Origin of the sequence: Maridesulfovibrio sp. (assembly GCF_963676065.1) — a bacterium.
GTDB lineage: Bacteria > Desulfobacterota > Desulfovibrionia > Desulfovibrionales > Desulfovibrionaceae > Maridesulfovibrio.
Map to the genome: position 1 here is coordinate 3,388,242 of NZ_OY780933.1, position 17,906 is coordinate 3,406,147.

Genomic DNA, 17,906 nt, shown 5'->3' on the forward strand with positions numbered 1-17,906 from the left:
ACATTGCAACCTGCATTGTAAACTAAAAAAAGCTCACTAATGATGTTAGCTCAGTGCTTTGCAGGTCAACCTGTTCTGCGCCTCTTTAAGAATATCTGAATAGTCAACCGTCATTCCAGGCTTATACTTATCAGTAATACACAAATATTCCGCATCTTTTTTTTCAACTACACCATAGCAGCACAAATATTTACTTGCATGATGAATCAAACAAATTATGGTCGTCGGGTGTTCTCCTCTGGGTTGCATGAGGCAGGAATGGGTCTTTTCTGACGGGCAGAGCATATTTATAACTTCATCACTAATTTGAGTGATATGGGCTTCACCGCCAAGGGATTCAAGCGCCCTGAGAACTGGAGTCATCAAATCATAAAATTTCGGAACACGCACGGCAAACACCTCGATAATATTTTGATAATCAGTACATAACAAAGATTGCTCCAATAGACTAATCGTTTTTGAAAAATAATCCATCTCTCATTTATAGATATTATAAATATCGCAATCTCCATTAAATTACCTGTTCCTATTGATTCCGCCCTACCATTGACAGTCTTCGCAGCCCTATTAGGAGAAGGTCCCATTAAAAAGATAGACACAACAGGTGTAAAACATTTCTCAGAGAGCATAAGCATAGCAAAGAGTGATAGAATCGCTTTCCTCCCTTATATAACCTAATATCTCACAGCCGAGCGGGCGCATTAAGAATCAGAGCACAAAGGAACCTAATGGTTACAACTGTCGATAATGCATGATCGTTGGACGAGAAAAATCGGTGCCAATACGAAGGTAATACCCTAACCACAACAAAAACATACTAACAAATCAAAGAAACGCCTGCTTTGAGATAAAGCGTTTCGTCCCGATTCATTTTCAAGTTTTATTGACGCAAGAAAGGTATGCGCGTAGATTATAAGGTGGATTTTTATAACTTAATGCTGTCGTAAAAAAGTATCCGTTGCCGACACAACAGTCCTGTAATAACTCTTTAAAATAGGAGTGAAAAATGGCTAAATTAATTATTCAAATCTTGTTGATCAGCATTATGACCGTGATGACCGCCGGTTGCGGCACTATATACAAGGCTGCAATGGATGAGAGAAGCCTTGGCCAGCAAACCGCAGACGCATCCATCTCGGCCTCTATCATGAAGGCTTATCTTGATGACGATGATGTTTCAGTGCTGGGAATTGAACCCTACACATTCTCAGGTAACGTATTCCTCGTCGGTGAATATGAAAATTCGACCCAAAGAAACAAAGCCGTTTCAATCGCGCAGAATGTTGAGGGTGTAACGGACGTAACAACATACTTTTTGCCGAAAAAAGACGACCCCAGCTGCGGGACATCCGACAATCTGGGCATTCTCGCCAACGTCAAAAAAGATCTGATCGGAGACAGCGACATATGGTCAACCAATGTTGAAGTTAAGGTCGTTCAGTGCAGGGTTGTATTGCTCGGTTTGGTTGGGTCCAGTGACGAGGTAAGCAAATCAATCGCCCATGCCGAGGCAGTTGATGGGGTTCGCTCAGTGAAATCATACCTACGCGTATCAAAAAATCCGCATTAACTTTACGACGAACAAATTATCAATTAAAATATTATATTTATTGGTTTTTTTTCGCAGAATGCCCTCCCCCTACGGAACAATTTTCACAGGGGGAGGCTTTTTGACTCCCGTAACCGCATCTCGGATTGTTCGCCACTTCCATCAGACAATTCAAGTCCATCCCTCGCATTGTGACATAGCATTCAACAAGATGATCTTACCTATGGAACTCCCCTATGGCATAGAACAAAAAACCGATAATACTTTCAAATAAGTTTAAAATGATCTATAGGTTAATTAAATAAACCTTACTCGAGGACGAAAGGAGATGTAATGAATCTTAAATCCATCAAAACAAAAATTGTGCTGAGTTCCGCGTTCTGCATCGCGATCCTTGCTGTTTCAATTATTTCCTTACAAATTTGGGAACAAAACAGTTCGAGTAAATTTGTCGGAACCAAAGTTGATAATTTAATTGAAAAATCAACAGCTGAAGGCTTGTTGGGAATTGCCAAAGGTGAAGCTGGTGTTATCCGCGCCAAACTGGAAAAGAATATTGATACCGCAAGAACCATTGCCAGCGCATTCAAATCCATCCGTTCCGACGATGCAACCAGACACAGCATCGACATCCGCAAGGTTTTTAATGATATACTGCTCACAACACTTAAAGATAATCCCGAGTTTTTAGGAACATACAGTGCTTGGCAACCCAACGGCATAGACGAAAACGACATAGCGTACCAAGGTAAAACAGAAGAAGGTTATGACGAATCCGGACGTTTTATAACCTACTGGAATAGAGATAAAAAGGGCGACATAGCACGGCAGGCCCTTGTGGGTTACGAGGATGACAGCCGTCACCCCAATGGAGTCATCAAAGGCGGATGGTTTCTAACCCCTAGAAAAACCGGCAAGGAAAATATTCAGGACCCATTTCCTTATATAGTTCAAGGCAAACAGGAATGGCTGACAACAATGTCTGTTCCCATCAAAGTTAATAATAAATTTCTAGGCATTGGCGGCACAGACCTACGCTTGGACTTTGTACAGAAGCTTGCCGAGGATGTAGCTAAGGGACTTTATGACGGTAAAGCGATTGTACAGGTGATCAGTTACATGGGCATCATTGTTGCCGACAGTTCAAATAGCAAAAACGTCGGTAAGCCTATAGGGCAGACCAAGAATAAATATGCAGAAAAAATAAGCCAAAAAGTAAAAGCCGCAGATACATACATAAATCTGGGTAAAGAAGACGGAACTGTGTTAGCCCTGTCTCCAATTGCTCTCGGGAACACCGGAACTCCATGGGCTGTACTCATAGAAGTGCCTAGGGATGTTGTTTTTGCCGGGGCCAATCAACTTGATATAGATATGGCCGAGAATGCCCGGAGCAGCTTTCAAACAGTGATTTTTACCGGTGTCGGGATTACTACCTTGGCCTGCATACTCCTTTGGTTTATCGCAGGAGCAATCGTCACACCGATCAAGAAATCCGTGGACTTCGCAGAAAATGTTGCCAATGGAGACTTTGACCAGAATCTGGACATTAATCAGGCAGATGAAATTGGAGTTCTGGCTGACGCTTTAAAGAAAATGGTTGAAAACCTTAAACAAATGATCCTTGAAGCTGAAGATAAGAGTAAATCGGCAGCAGAAGAAGCCGCACGCGCCAATGTAGCTGTCGAAGAAGCAACAGCAGCCAAAGAACAGGCCGACAGAGCTGAAAAGGAAGGAAAACTTCAGGCTGCGCGGGATCTGGAAGAGGTGGTCAGTATTGTAACATCCGCTTCGGAACAGCTTGCCGCGCAAATCGAACAATCAACGACCAGCACCAAAGACCAATATGACCAGATAAGCGAAGCCGCAACAGCCATGGAAGAAATGAATGCAACAGTTCTTGAAGTTGCTCAAAATGCTTCCAGATCAGCTGAAACAGCGGATATGACTAAAGAAAAAGCGCAAACAGGTTCAAATATAGTAAGTCAAGTACTAAGCAGCATGGAAGATGTACAGAACGTGGCTGAAAAGCTCAAAGAAGATGTCACCGCGCTCGGTAAGGATGCGGAGGGAATCGGTCAGGTAATGGAAGTTATCTCGGATATCGCCGATCAGACCAACCTTCTGGCTCTGAATGCAGCGATTGAAGCGGCCAGAGCAGGGGAAGCAGGAAGAGGCTTCGCCGTTGTCGCAGATGAGGTCCGTAAGTTAGCTGAAAAGACCATGACTGCTACTCAGGAAGTCGGAACAGCCATCAATAATATTCAAAAGGGAACCCGCGACAACATCGACCATGTCGAGACTGCTGTTGAAAAGATTAACGAAACAACAGAGCTTTCAGGCCAATCAGGCGAGGCACTGAGCGCAATCGTATCATTCGTGGATGAAACATCAGAACAGGTTCAAAGCATTGCCACTGCTTCCGAAGAGCAATCGGCAACAAGTGAAGAGATCAACAGATCACTAGGTCAGGTTGCCAAATTATCTTCCGAAACAACACAGGCTATGCAGGAATCAGCAAAAGCTGTTGATGAAATGGCAAAACAAGCGCAGGTCTTGCAAAACCTTATCAATCAGATGAAAAACTAGAGCAATTACATGCAGTCCTGATTTAGTATTAAAACTGAACAGGTCATAAAGCTTAACTGAAAACAGCCAATCTCAACCAAGATTGGCTGTTTTTTTATTCTGGCCTGCCCAAAAACAAGGGATTGATGACAGCCGCAACACTTTGACGACAGCGCTAACTATAGATTAATATTTTAAGATGATAGTTCACTTAAAGCCTATACGGAACTTACTGCAGGATGTATGATGAATTAGGAGATTACTAATGGGCTATGCTTTGCAAAAATTTAGGTTTGCCAACTGGCCTCAGCACGCGCGCTGGCTGGTGCTAAGTATCGCGGTGGGAATTGTTGCCGGTGTCGGGGCTGTTTTTTTTGATCATCTTCTGGATAAGGCTCTTGAAATTTTCATAAAACTGCCAATCTGTTTTTTTGAACCGAACGTTGGGAATCCGCTTGAAGTTAACGTTGCAAAAACAGGATTTTCCCTCTGGATCATCCCCATCGCAACAATAGGCGGGCTTTTGTCCGGTCTGCTTGTTTTCAATGTCGCGCCTGAGACTGAAGGACACGGTACGGATGCCATGATCGATTCTTTCCACCATCAAGGGGGATTCACCCGCAAGCGCACACCTTTCATTAAAATTATAGCTTCGGCCCTGACCATCGGCAGTGGAGGCTCGGCAGGTAAGGAAGGACCTATCGCGCAGATAGGATCAGGCTTCGGTTCCCTGCTGGCAACATGGCTTGACCTGAAGCCTAAAGAAAGACGCATTCTCCTTCTTGCCGGCGCCGCAGGTGGCATCGGAGCGATTTTCCAAGCCCCGCTAGGCGCTGCGCTATTTGTACCCGGCGTTCTCTACAGAGAAACTGAATATGAATACGAGGCGATTCTGCCTTGCATCATATCTGCAATAATGGCTCATGCTGTTTTTTCAGAAATTTATGGCAGACACGCCCTCTTTCAGCCCGGTAAGGTAGCATTTAATATGCCTATGGAGCTTATTCCATATACCATTTTCGGAATAGTTTGCGCCTTGGTAGGGTTCATATATATAAAGTTCTTTTATGGAATGCGGGACCATTTTTTCTTAAAACTGCCCATCCCGCAAATGTTCCACCCCGCCATAGGTGGATTCATGCTCGGTTGCATTGCTTTTTTCTATCCTCAGATTATCGATGGCGGATATGTTTGGATTCAACTGGCTCTAGAGGGGAAAATTCTCTGGAGCACAATGTTGGTACTGATTTTCGTCAAAATTGTCGCAACCTCCTGCACTATCAGTTCAGGTGGAAGCGGCGGTGTTTTCGGGCCGTCTGTCTTCATTGGGGCCATGCTTGGAGGTGCTTTTGGCGGCATAGGACACATGATCGTTCCGGACTGGATAGTCAATCCAAATTCCTTTGTGCTGGTCGGCATGGGTGGGTTCTTTGCCAGTGTCGCGAAAGTCCCCATCGCTTCAATCATTATGGCTTGTGAAATGAGCTCCAGCTATACTTTATTGGTGCCGCTTATGCTCGTTTCAACCATATCCTATTTAATTCTCGGCAAAACGAGCCTGTATGAAAAACAATCAAGCAGCCGGCTTGACTCCCCTGCCCATATCAATGAATTTGCAAGAGGAGTGCTTTCCATGCTGCGTGTCCGTGACGCCCTGAATAATGAACATGTAAGCACTCTGGAAGAGAATCTACCTATCGGTACAGTAGTTAAAATTGTAACTCAATCACCTGAGTCATATTTTCCGGTTGTCAACGCAGATGGCGATCTTACAGGAATCTTGACCATCAATGACATCAGAGAACTGATGTTTGAAGATTCCGAATCCAACGTACTTGTTGCCAAAGATGTGGCGACCACAAACGTCGTTACGGTAGTTAAAGATGACACCTTGCAAGTTGCACTGGAAAAGATGATTGCCTTGAATGTTAATGAATTACCAGTTGTTTCCCGTGACGAGCCTAAAAAACTAGTGAGCCTTCTTTCCAAGCAGGATCTTATAACCTGCTACTACAACCGGGAAGATTAAACACAGATAAGGAAGTACGGAGGACTGTCGTGAAGAAAATTTTGGGGCTATTTAGCTTAATAATATTAATTGCTGCACGATCAGCTTTTGCACAAGAGACTCTGCAGGTTATCCTGCTTGTAGATCGCCCTCTTACGGCAGATACGTACATTTATAGGGTTCTCGACCTCGCACTAAAAAACCAGATCATACCGTATAGCCTGGAAATACAGGTAGTAAATGCATCTGAACCACGAAGAGTAAGAATAGTAAATTCGTCACCCAAAAATTACATTATCGCCCTTGGAAATCGAAAAGAACAGGAAGAAAAACTACTGCCGATCTATGTACCTATTCAACTAGGATTGGGACTCGGGCAAAGGATAATGCTCACTCGTGCTGAGGTAAAAGAAAAACTCAAAAAGGTAAAAAATATCGAAGATCTTACTCAGTTTGTTTTTGCACAAGGACTGGGCTGGTCAGATGTTAAAATCTTACGAGATGCAGGGTTTAAGGTCCAAACTCCTGCAAAACCGGCAAATATACCCAAAATGATAATGTATAAAAGAGTGGACTTATATCCTCGCGGATTGTTTGAAATAGACCTTGAATATGAACGATATGCAGCGGAACATCCGGGGTTGGTTATTGATGACAATATAGTCCTCACATACCCTCAAGCTTCTTTCTTCTATGTCAGAAAAAACAACCACAAACTGCATGATGCTATTAAAGATGGAATGGAAAAGGCATACAAATCTGGTCAGTTACAGAACCTGATCATGACTGACCCAGTATTTAGCAAGGCTCTTAAGGAAATTAATTTGGGTGAACGAGTAAGGATCAACATCCCTGCCCAAAATATAAGCAAAAAATCATCGGAAGCTTTAAAAAAACATCCATTCATCTTTAATAAGAAAAAAGGAAAAACTATCAATAAATAGTTCATGCACAGTATAAGTTTGTCTGCCATCTGTTACTACAATACAAATTTATCTGTAAAAAGTTCAACTAGCATTCTGGATTTGCCTGATGAAATCAATGTAGCATTCATAATTGCAGAAGAGATTGAAGACAACAGCTGCACAAAAATCCATGAATTACTTCAACGGTGTTTACGAAAACATAAAGACGCTATCTATGTTTTTATACCGACAAATGTACCATCATCACCTTTGTTGGTTGAACAACTGGAAAAGGTAGGATTTTCATTTTCAGGAATTATGCCACACATCCATGATGGACACGATAGAATAACCCTGCAATGGATAAACAAAACAATCGATCTTGAGGCTATTAAAGTGTACGGAGATAATGGCAGAAAAATTTTCGACTACGTTAAATCAGAATTAAAACGAGTAAAAGACTGTAATTACAAAAGCCCCATTTCTTCTGTATAGCCTCTACTTTTCAGATCCCCTAAGAATGGATGGACTACCATCATCGCAGTTAATTAGATTTTTTTAAGCGACTGAAGATAACAATATATTATGCTTTCTCACAAATTCGGGAATTAAAACCATAAAAGATCCAAAGCAGATCCAAGAACCGTTCTACTTTTATATATTTATTTGCAAACATCATTAGCGGCTGTTACAAATCAGTTCATATAACAGACCACAGTTAAATACAGTATATTCTTTAACGATACGGTCAGAATATCTTTGCTTTTCCAAAAGCTTCAATCAAGATTTGGAATAATCCAGCAAAGGAAAGGTTGATATGCGCTCACATAGACTCCTGACTATTATCAAACCCAAAACCATACAGCATTACCTTGCGTACATGGTTGCCGGGCTGGTTCTGATCCAACTGTTCATTACATGGTTTCTCATCTCCGACCTGACTTCCAATCTACTCAAAGAACAAATAGGGCTGCGCGCTCTCCAAACAGCGCAATCCATAGCCCATATGCCAATAATCCGTAAGGAACTCCTGCGCAACGACCCTAAAGGAAAAATTCAGGTCCTTGCAGAAAACATCCGCCTAAAAACCGGTGCCACCTTCATCGTGATCGGCGATGTTAATAACAAACGTTTTTCTCATCCGGTTGCGGAAAGGATCGGACAGACCTTTGTCGGAGGAGATACCGGCCCGGTCATCAAAGAAGGCCGATCCTACGTCTCGGAGGCAGTCGGCACTCTTGGCCGGTCCATACGCTCGTTTGTACCCATTTTCTCCGGGGACGGCGCTATTATAGGATTTGTTTCGGTAGGCTACCTTTCGACCAGCGTAAAGAAAAGCATTGCCGATCACATGAACCGACCGCTTATCTTCATAATATTTATGGCCCTGTTCGGATTCATAATAACGGCCTGCATCACCCGCCACCTAAAAAAAATCACTCTCAACCTTGAACCGGCTGAAATTACCAACCTCTACCTAGAAAGGGGAGCGGTACTGGAAACCATCAGGGAAGGCGTCATCGCCACAGACCACAAGGGGGAAATCCGCCTGGCCAATAATGCGGCACTGAAATATACCTGCTTCTACTCCGCGGAACTCGTCGGGAAACATATTGACGATGTGATCCCCTGCGCCGGCCTCAAGCATGCCCTTACCACAGGAGAAAGCGAATTCGACCAAGAACGCATCGTCAACGGACAGGAACTGATCTTCAACATTGTCCCCGTTCTCAATGACGGGACCATTAAGGGGCTGGTGGCCAGTTTCCGGCGTAAGGATGAACTGGACCGCATTTCCCATGAGCTATCCAGCATTCAGGAATATTCCGAACTACTACGTGGCCAGACCCACGAATACTCGAACAAACTCCATACCATAGCCGGACTGATCCAGATCGAAGCTTATCAGGAAGCACTGGATTTAGTAGCCCATGAATCATCCGGCTACGAAGACATCATCAGGTTCCTGAACAAAGCCGTACCTCATCCGGTAATAACGGCCATTGTTCTTGGTAAATATAATCGGGCCAAGGAATTGAAGATAAACTTCCAAGTTGACCCCGAAAGCACAATGGTAGATGTTCCTGATTGGATTAAGCAGGAGAAAATAGTTACTATTGTCGGTAACTTACTGGACAATGCATTTGAAGCAGTGCTGGAACAGAATAAAGAGAATCGCAACGTCTTCCTTTCCTTTACCGACCTTGGAAACGACATCGTATTTGAAGTGGAAGACTCCGGTCCCGGAATTCCTCCGGACCAAATCGAGAAAATCTTCGAAAAAGGAATATCTTCCAAAGGAAGCACGCGCCGTGGTCTGGGACTTTACCTGGTCCACCAGCGTCTTGATGAACTTGGCGGGTTAATTACCGTTTCGGCAGCCAACTCAGGTGGAACAATCTTTTCAGTTATAATCCCAAAAGTCAGGTGTATAATAGTATGAGCGAAGTCAAAGTTGTTATCGTCGAGGATGATGGCCGAATTGCAGACCTCCACCGCCGCTTTACAGAAAGAGTGCCCGGATTCAGCGTAGTAGCCATAGCTCAAAGTCTTGAAGACGCCAAAACCATAATTGAATTATACAAGCCGGATCTGATCCTGCTCGATCTCTATTTTCCCGAAGGTACCAGTCTGGATCTGTTACGTGAAATACGTGCCCAAGGCATGGAAACCGATGTAATCCTGATCACCGCAGCCAAAGAAATGGGACCGCTTAAGGAAGCTCTGCGTGGAGGGGTCTTTGACTACATCATCAAGCCGGTCATTCTTGACCGCTTCGTAACCTGCCTTGAAAAATTCGGTGAATATTTTCGACGCCTGCATTCAGAAGATGCCATCGAGCAAAAAGATGTGGACAATATCCGCAATCTCAACCCGGCCTCGTCCATGTCGGAATCAAGCCCTGAGAACCTGCCGAAAGGCATTGATCGGCTGACATTAAAAAAGATCAAGGCCGTATTCGGAAAGAAAAACATTAATTGGCAGGAAGGAATCAGTGCCGAAGAAATGGGTGAAATCATAGGGGCCAGCAGATCCACGGCCCGACGTTATCTGGAATACCTGGTTTCCATCGGCAGAATCTATCCTGATGTGGTGTACGGAACAGTCGGACGACCGGAACGCAAATATTTCAGTACCAATGCAGTGGGCTCATAACGGAATGCCTCCGGCCCCCCTGCTGGAGCATTAACCACTATGAAAATGATTTAAGAATCCCAAACTTTTTAGCTGCCTTCTGCGCTTCGAAGCACTGATCTTCCTGAATAAATCTCATCTATCCCCTGCAAATCCGACCTAATTTGTTCACATTTTCTCATTCGTGAACAATATGCACAATATCAGCATAAAGCACAAAAAACACATTAAGCAGATAATAACACCCCCTGCTTTTTTTCATATAGATTCTACTCACTGTAATAATTGGGAAGCAGCTGTATGACTAAATTTTGAAAATCTGCCTAAGCAGAGGAGGGTTTATGAGACGTTTATTCGCAGTGATTTGTGCACTAGTACTTATTGCGGGCATGTCGGTTCCCGCATTTGCCGGAAAAGTAGTTCTCAAACTCGGGCATATTGCCGAATCCGTGCATCCGTATGGACAGGGTGCCGAAAAATTTGCCGAGCTCGTAAAGGAAAAATCCGGAGGCGAAATCATCGTCAAGGTTTTCCCCTCCTCCCAGCTGGGCGGACAGAAAGACCTGATTGAAGGGCTCATCTTCGGAACCGTTGATATGGCTCTGGTTGGTACAGCCGTTCTCGGCCAGTTCCAGCCTCAGATTTCAATCTTCGATATGCCTTTCCTCTTCCAGGACCGTGAACATGCTTACAAATCCCTCGATACCGTAGGTATGGACCTCGGCAAAGCGCTTGAACCGAAAGGCATCAAACTCCTAGGATATATGGAAAACGGTATCCGCCACCTGACAAACAACGTCCGCGAAGTCAAGACTCCAGCCGATATGAAAGGACTCAAAATCAGGGTCATGACCAACAAAATCTACATTGAAATGATGAAATCCCTCGGAGCGTCCCCCACTCCCATGGCTTTTGGTGAACTCTATTCCGCCATGCAGCAGGGAACCGTTGACGGGCAGGAAAACCCCAGCGCCCACATCTGGACCAAACGCTTTTTCGAAGTACAAAAATTCGCATCCAAGACCGCCCACTCCTACGCTCCGGAACCGCTCGTAATGTCCATGATCAGCTGGTACAGACTTAACCCTGCCCAGCAGAAGATCATCAAGGAAGCAGCCAAAGAGGCTGTCGACTGGCAGCGCAAGTTCTCCACACAAAAGGACGAGGAATACTGGGATCTTATCGAAGGAACCGGAATAATAAAGATCACCGAAGTTGACCGTGAAAAATTCGCGGAAGCCACTAAGCCCGTATATGAAAAATTCGCCGAAGTCGTAGGACAGGATAATATTGATAAAATTAACGCCCTGAAAAAATAGCCGTTTCATCCGGAGCCGTGGAATTCCCCGGCTCCGGATTATCTGGGAGGATTCCTGATGGATAAACTATTCGAAAAACTTCGTGCGGTCCTGTACTGGATATCCGTAACCTCAATGACCGTAATGCTCGGCCTGATCTTTTTTCAGGTTGTTACCAGATATTTTTTTGGACATACTTTTGAGTGGTCCGAAGAACTTGCGAGATTTCTTTTTGTCTGGGTCGTATTCCTTGGTTCAGCCCTGATCATGGGCGAAAGCGGACACCTTGCGGTACAGATCCTTCCCAGCAAGTTGAAAGATACTGCTGCCGGACTGGTGCTGGAAACCGTCATCAATCTTTGTAGCTATGCATTCACCATGCTCCTGTTGATACAGGGTGCCAAGATGACCTCGGTTATGACTTTTCAGATCGCTCCGGGGCTAGGTATATCTATGAGCGTGGTCTACTCCATAATCCCGGTCAGTGCCTTTCTGATGATTCTCTACCTTGTCAAGGACACTGTACGGATATTCAAACAGATCAAGGAACGTTGCGGATCGTCCGTAGGTGCTGAACAGAAAGTTGAAGTCGGGAGATAATCATGGAAATAGTATTACTCAGTTCATTTCTGGGCCTGACTTTTCTGGGAGTTCCAGTCGCCTACGCGCTGGGTCTTTCCGTATCAATAATTCTCTACTATTATATGCACATACCGCAGGTCATGATTACTCAAGTCATGTACTCCGGCATTGATTCCTTTTCATTTATGGCTGTGCCTTTCTTCATGCTGGCCGGTTCATTCATGTCCGCTGGCGGGGTAACTTCCAGGCTGGTCAATTTCGCGCAGGCTCTGGTTGGATCGTTCACCGGAGGGCTGGCTCAGGTTGTAGCGGTTTCCGGCATGTTCTTTGCCGCTATTTCCGGGTCATCGGCAGCTACCACTGCAGCCATCGGTTCCACTATGGTTGATGAAATGGAAAAGAAAGGATACCGACGCGCACTAGCCACCGGCATTGTCGCTGCAGGTGGAACAGTCGGCATCGTAATTCCCCCGTCCATCACTTTGGTGGTCTACGGAGTAATAGCCGGGGCATCCATAGGCGACTTGTTTATGGGTGGAATGGTACCGGGATTACTAATGGGCCTGACCATGTGTCTGGTCAGCTATGCCATTGCCAAAAAGGAAGGGATTCCCGCAGAAGGATCTTTCTCATTTATCCATCTATTAAAATCATTTAAGGACTCATTCTGGGCCTTAATGACTCCGGTTATTATCATTGGTGGAATTTATGGTGGCATATTCACTCCCACCGAAGCTGCCGCCGTTGCAGCCGTGTATGGTATTTTCGTCGGTTTCTTCATCTACAAGGAACTGACTCTCAAGGATTTTCCGCGCATCATCTTTCAAGCCGTCATGGGAACAACAATGATCATGTTCATTGTCGGCGCCGCCAAAGTCTTTGGCTGGATGCTTACCAACCTTGAAATACCGCACCATATCGGAGAATACATCGTGTCCCTCACCGATTCTCCGGCAATGTTCCTGATCATGATGAACGTGCTCTTGCTCTTCATCGGTACTTTGATTAACGCCTCGGCTGCGGTGGTCATTCTGACCCCCATCTTCCTTCCCGTCGCAGTAAAGCTGGGAATCGATCCGCTTTTCTTCGGCGTGTTAATGGTCATCAACCTTGCGATCGGATGCATCACGCCTCCCGTAGGTTTGGACCTGTTTGTAGCCAGTGCCATCACCAAAGTTCCACTGGAAAAAGTTATGAGGGCATCATTCCCCTATCTGATAGCCTTACTGGCCGCTCTGCTACTGATGACCTTCTGCCCACCGATTATCACTTTCCTGCCCAATCTACTGCACTAACAAGAAGAACAAAAACGCAATTCTGAATTCTGAATCCCTCGTAACCGTTGACGGTTGCGAGGGATTCAGCTTATTATCTTAATTAAATCTGAAATAGACGGGAACACCCACCCCTTTTCCAAATTCTATACTTATCAAGTATAGAATAATCTGGTCTTCAGGGAATGTATTATTAGAGAGGGCAAAATCGGTTGAAGGCTGATCCACCAATGAAAAATGCTGAAGCGACTCATTCTTTAATTTTTAAATTACAAACCATCGCCATTGCTTCAAAAAAACATAATCGGTTACAATACTCACTCGCAACGAATTTAACTAACATCTTAATTTCTATATTTGACTAATAAATTTCAACGCCAATCTGAAAAAGAACAGTAGAATAGAGCGAATACGATGAATCAATTTTCGGAACTTATACAAGAAAATGAAAAATGGCTTATGGAACGAATTATTTCATATGCTAAGCTCCACAACTTTACTAAATATACTTCCACACTCTTGGACGCTTGGCGCTTATCAATCTCAGGACTATCAAGTGCTCTGTGTCTTGCCAGCCAGACAAACGGAATAGAAGAACCCCAATTTGACCCAGATGAAGATTATAAATCAGATCCCATGACCCATTTTGGACGGCTTGAGGCCCAAAGACACAGAGAGAGAGGAATTAGTATCTCAATGTTTCTAGGGCTCCTTAAGTATTATCGCGATGCTTATGTTGACTTAATTTTAGAAAAGGGAAGTGAACAGTATACTGAGCCGTGGATTAGATTTACTATCCACAGCTTCGACAGAATTGAAATTTCATTATGCCTTGAATGGGTAAGTACTGAAAATCCAGAACATATAACTGAGATTGAAAAAGCAAACCGTAGACTATCTAATGAAAAGAACAAATATTTAACTATTTTTGAAAGCACTCCCAGACCTGTTTTTATTGTAGATAAAGATGGCTTATTAGATACAATAAACCTTGCTGCATCTAAATTGCTTGGCTTGAGCAACACAGCAGGCAAAATGTACTACTCTGGAGGGCATAGCACTCTAGACCGTAAAGCAGAAGGACTTTGTACTCCTATTGTGGACTACCTACCCTGGCTAGAGAATGAAATAAACAACTTTTCTAATACTGATAGCCGTTCACATAGGATCGAATTAGATACACATCATTTTGGTGATCACAGGTACTTCAATGTATTCTTCGCCCGTATGCAAGATGTTTCTGATAAATATTCTGGAATAATTATAATTCTTGATGATATTACAAAAAGGAAAATGCTTGAAGATCAATTAAACTATTTGGCAACAACAGATGCCCTTACTGGTGCACATAACCGTCATCGTTTTTTGGAACGAGGTAAAGAGGAAGTAACACGATCGGAACGATATAAAAGACCTATTTCTCTGTTAATGCTTGATATTGACTACTTTAAAAACATTAATGATACATTTGGACATGCTGTTGGAGATGATGTTTTACGGGCTCTTTCTGCTAAGTGTCAAAGCATGCTTAGGCAAACAGATATTTTTGGTAGAATTGGAGGCGAAGAATTTGCCGCAGTTTTACCAGAAACAACACTTGATGAAGCAAAACAGGTTGCAGAAAAAATACGGGTGGCTTTGTCCCAAATTAAAGTTAACAGCTCAGAAGGACAGGTTTCATTTACAGTTTCTATCGGAGTGGTTGAGCGGAAGGATAAGCAAGAGTTGTCTAACATTTTGTACTACGCAGACATAGCTATGTATGAAGCCAAAAATATGGGAAGAAACAGAGTAGTATCCAAGAGACCAGAGTGATCCTATATAATCATTTATTTACATACAGTTAACGTAAAATGCACTCCTTCATGGTTGTCTTTAGCAGAAATAGCTACCTTTAGCTGAGCCTAATATACGGGAGAGCTACAACATAAATTACCTTTAAAAAAATATTACACTTACTACAAGAAAAAGGGTTTATGGACTAAATCCATAAACCCTTTTTTCGAGGCAAAACTATTTTTTGTAATCAGCTTTGCGCGTTTTTAAACACACATCTGCAATTTACATTAATAATTATGATTAGAGAGTTACTTCAAACCCTGATCAGTTTTTATCTTACTTCTGGACCGAATGATTGCAACAAACACTGCTAGCATAAGAATTACTACCAAGCTGGAATCAGATGTTCTTCCTACAGTACAGCCAGAATTATTATCAGAAGAAGCTCCGGGGGTTAATGAAGAAGAGGCTCCCACACCAAATACGGAAAGATGGTTTACCGTAAATGTGATCGTTCCAGCCACAGGATCAATCAGCTTAATATCACTTACTGGCACCAGAATAAGATTATCAAGGGTCTCGAAATCGCTCAAGTTAGAACTATGATAGACTCTATAGACTCCATTTTCGATATCTTCAACTGAAACTTGGGAACTGTCATAAGGTATAGTTATTAACAGTTCTTTAAGGGCTCCGGCATTAGGATCAACAGGACCGCTGCAATCGGTAATATCGAGGCTTATTTCCGCTAATGAGCTAAAAGACCCTTTAGTCCTTGCAATAACATCTGACGAAGCTGTCTCACTTAACTTATAAACATTAACTTCGAGAAATGCCTTTGCTGAAGAGCCGCAACTCTCATTCAAACCAGACGTATCAATTCCGCCGGAAGGAAGAACTACCTCAATTCCAGTCATACCTGTAGACGCAGAATCCTTAGCTTCGATTGCTCCGCCGGACTTTACATCAACAGATCCGATGGCATGAATTGTGTTTGTAGCTTTGTCACCGATCTGTTTACTGGAAAGCCAAGTATTCATTAACACAATGGCGCTGCTACTATTTTCAGAAATATTCAACAATATTCCTGTCTTAAGAACATGACTACCACCAGAATCAGTACATACTACGTTAAAACTTTTTTCATCATTATCTGTAACGCTCACAGACAATTTTTTTAGTGACCCAACTTCATAAGCACTGATAGTGTAATCTGACTTTTTAATGGCAGAGCTATCTATCGCCGAGACCGTGAATATAACTTCTCCAGAATCTTTGACTTCAGGCGTGTTTCCGACTTTAAGCTTGAGAACGTCCTTGACCCGACTCTTTAAAGTAATTGCCTCTGGCACATCCTTCACAACAAGGAGTTGAGACTCAAACCCTTCCGCAATAACACTGATGGAGTCACTCTGAGATTTATACCCGAAAGATGCCTTAACGTGGCCATCTTCTCCGGGAGTCAAGGACACTTCAGGGCTATGGCTTCCGTCTTTATAATCTGTAGAAACACGCACAACTGAAGGCAATTTTCCTGAATCTGGAAGTATATCTATATCGATGCTTAATTCCGCAGGGGTCAGTGTTATTTTATCCCCTCCCTTTACTTTATCTGCTACAAAAGTTTTAGGCAGGGAATTCTTGTCTAGAATTACAAATTCAATATTTTTGATGCTTGCGGGAATTTTAGGAAGTGTAAATTGCCCAGATGCATCGGTTGTAACAGATACAGGCTTTCCATCTACCTGATAATACATAGATGAAATTATCGCATCAGGGACAGGAGTAGTTCCATCCATACGCACAACTGTTATTGCTGAAGAAGGAACTACATCGGAAAGAGTTTTAACTTGCCCATTTGTTCCATACTGTACAGTATCGTCATCAAACTTAACATAGGCACGGTAGTTATACTCTGAACCAGCACTAAGTCCCGTAACTTTTACTGTCGCTGTAGCTGTACCTGCTGTACTCTTCGCAACATTATCACTTAAGCTTGGAGAAGCTTCTGTACCAAGGCAAATTCCCAATTCTGAGATTGTCCGGCTTTCCGCATTTGTAACTTCAACATTGAAGGATACACTTGTCTTAGCAGGTTCTTTAGATTTTACTTCAATCTTAACAGGTTTGATTTTATCAAGAGCAAGTGCAGAACTGTAATATGTACTTCCTTCAGCGGTGCAATATGTACGCACATAAAGCCGAGAGGCCGTTGTAAACTGATCAGTTAAATCAACGGTATCTTCCTTCAGCTCAGACTGGATAGTTTTTTTGGCATCCGAAATAGTAGGTTCAGTTGACTCGCTCCAGCAGACCCCCCATTCAGTAATAGATGAATCTGAACGTGAAGCTTTCACTTTCATTGTGCCAGCAATGTTCTCTATATACGCCCCTGAATCATATAAGGAGGAAGCAACAAAAACAGGAAGCCCAGGAGAAGCAATTCCGTCAAAAAGGTCGCTAACAAACTTAGATTCAGCACCACTCGTTCCTGGATTGAGTATCCGCACAAGTGCTCCGTTTATACCAACCATTGCGTAAATATTTCCGTCCATCGCAAGCTGTAAAGCAGCAAACATAGGAATTGATTCTGACTCGGGCAGGCCAACAAGAGTTAATGGTTTAAGAGATTCCAGACTTAACCCCAAAGCAATCCAATCAAGATCACCACAGATCGGTGCAAGCAAATCAATCCGTGAGGGGATGCAGCGGGATAACGTGAACCTCAATAATGAAGCCGCTGATGAAGTGCTCCAGTTCCTGACCCAAAAACCGAGAAGACATATGCGGTATAGGAAAGGTAGTAAT

General features: G+C 43.3%; 13 protein-coding genes. 11 read left to right on the plus strand and 2 right to left on the minus strand.

Features of this window, described 5'->3' with window-relative positions; translation table 11 throughout:
• Positions 1 to 45 precede the first annotated feature (45 nt).
• Positions 46 to 474 carry a hypothetical protein gene (locus ACKU35_RS15225; RefSeq protein WP_319760472.1) on the minus strand — a complete coding sequence of 143 codons (429 nt, stop codon included), beginning with the start codon at positions 472 to 474 and terminating at the stop codon, positions 46 to 48.
• A gap of 532 nt (positions 475 to 1,006) precedes the next feature.
• On the opposite strand from ACKU35_RS15225, the gene ACKU35_RS15230 reads away from it, so the two are divergent.
• From ACKU35_RS15230 to ACKU35_RS15280, 11 genes are all read left to right on the plus strand, one after another.
• A complete protein-coding gene (locus ACKU35_RS15230) occupies positions 1,007 to 1,570 on the plus strand; it encodes a BON domain-containing protein (RefSeq protein WP_319760474.1) in 564 nt (187 codons plus the stop codon).
• Positions 1,571 to 1,882: 312 nt separating this feature from the next.
• Positions 1,883 to 4,138 carry a methyl-accepting chemotaxis protein gene (locus tag ACKU35_RS15235; RefSeq protein ID WP_319760475.1) on the plus strand — a complete coding sequence of 752 codons (2,256 nt, stop codon included), beginning with the start codon at positions 1,883 to 1,885 and terminating at the stop codon, positions 4,136 to 4,138.
• 244 nt (positions 4,139 to 4,382) lie between these two features.
• The gene (locus ACKU35_RS15240) at positions 4,383 to 6,146 is read left to right on the plus strand and encodes a chloride channel protein (RefSeq protein WP_319760477.1); all 1,764 of its coding nucleotides are present in this window, start codon (positions 4,383 to 4,385) and stop codon (positions 6,144 to 6,146) included.
• Between the two features lie 29 nt (positions 6,147 to 6,175).
• Positions 6,176 to 7,069 carry a hypothetical protein gene (locus ACKU35_RS15245; protein ID WP_319760479.1) on the plus strand — a complete coding sequence of 298 codons (894 nt, stop codon included), beginning with the start codon at positions 6,176 to 6,178 and terminating at the stop codon, positions 7,067 to 7,069.
• An 81-nt stretch (positions 7,070 to 7,150) separates the two neighbouring features.
• Positions 7,151 to 7,525, plus strand: coding sequence for a hypothetical protein (locus ACKU35_RS15250; RefSeq protein ID WP_319760481.1), 375 nt, complete (start codon positions 7,151 to 7,153; stop codon positions 7,523 to 7,525).
• A 322-nt stretch (positions 7,526 to 7,847) separates the two neighbouring features.
• Entirely contained in the window at positions 7,848 to 9,473 is a 1,626-nt protein-coding gene (locus ACKU35_RS15255; RefSeq protein WP_319760483.1) for a sensor histidine kinase, read from the plus strand.
• Complete coding sequence (locus tag ACKU35_RS15260; RefSeq protein WP_319760485.1) at positions 9,470 to 10,186, plus strand: response regulator; 717 nt, start codon at positions 9,470 to 9,472, stop codon at positions 10,184 to 10,186. The genes ACKU35_RS15255 and ACKU35_RS15260 overlap by 4 nt, the downstream gene beginning before the upstream one ends.
• A 320-nt stretch (positions 10,187 to 10,506) precedes the next feature.
• Positions 10,507 to 11,484, plus strand: a complete 978-nt coding sequence (locus ACKU35_RS15265) for a DctP family TRAP transporter solute-binding subunit (protein WP_319760488.1) — start codon at positions 10,507 to 10,509, stop codon at positions 11,482 to 11,484.
• 57 nt (positions 11,485 to 11,541) lie between these two features.
• On the plus strand, positions 11,542 to 12,063 hold the full coding sequence (locus ACKU35_RS15270; RefSeq protein WP_319760490.1) for a TRAP transporter small permease: 522 nt from the start codon (positions 11,542 to 11,544) through the stop codon (positions 12,061 to 12,063).
• 2 nt (positions 12,064 to 12,065) lie between these two features.
• Positions 12,066 to 13,340: a TRAP transporter large permease gene (locus ACKU35_RS15275; protein ID WP_319760492.1), complete on the plus strand. Its 1,275-nt coding sequence runs from the start codon at positions 12,066 to 12,068 to the stop codon at positions 13,338 to 13,340.
• A gap of 393 nt (positions 13,341 to 13,733) precedes the next feature.
• Positions 13,734 to 15,134, plus strand: a complete 1,401-nt coding sequence (locus tag ACKU35_RS15280) for a diguanylate cyclase (RefSeq protein WP_319760494.1) — start codon at positions 13,734 to 13,736, stop codon at positions 15,132 to 15,134.
• A 272-nt stretch (positions 15,135 to 15,406) separates the two neighbouring features.
• On the opposite strand, the gene ACKU35_RS15285 is transcribed toward ACKU35_RS15280, so the two are convergent.
• A complete protein-coding gene (locus tag ACKU35_RS15285) occupies positions 15,407 to 17,785 on the minus strand; it encodes a hypothetical protein (RefSeq protein ID WP_319760496.1) in 2,379 nt (792 codons plus the stop codon).
• Positions 17,786 to 17,906 lie beyond the last annotated feature (121 nt).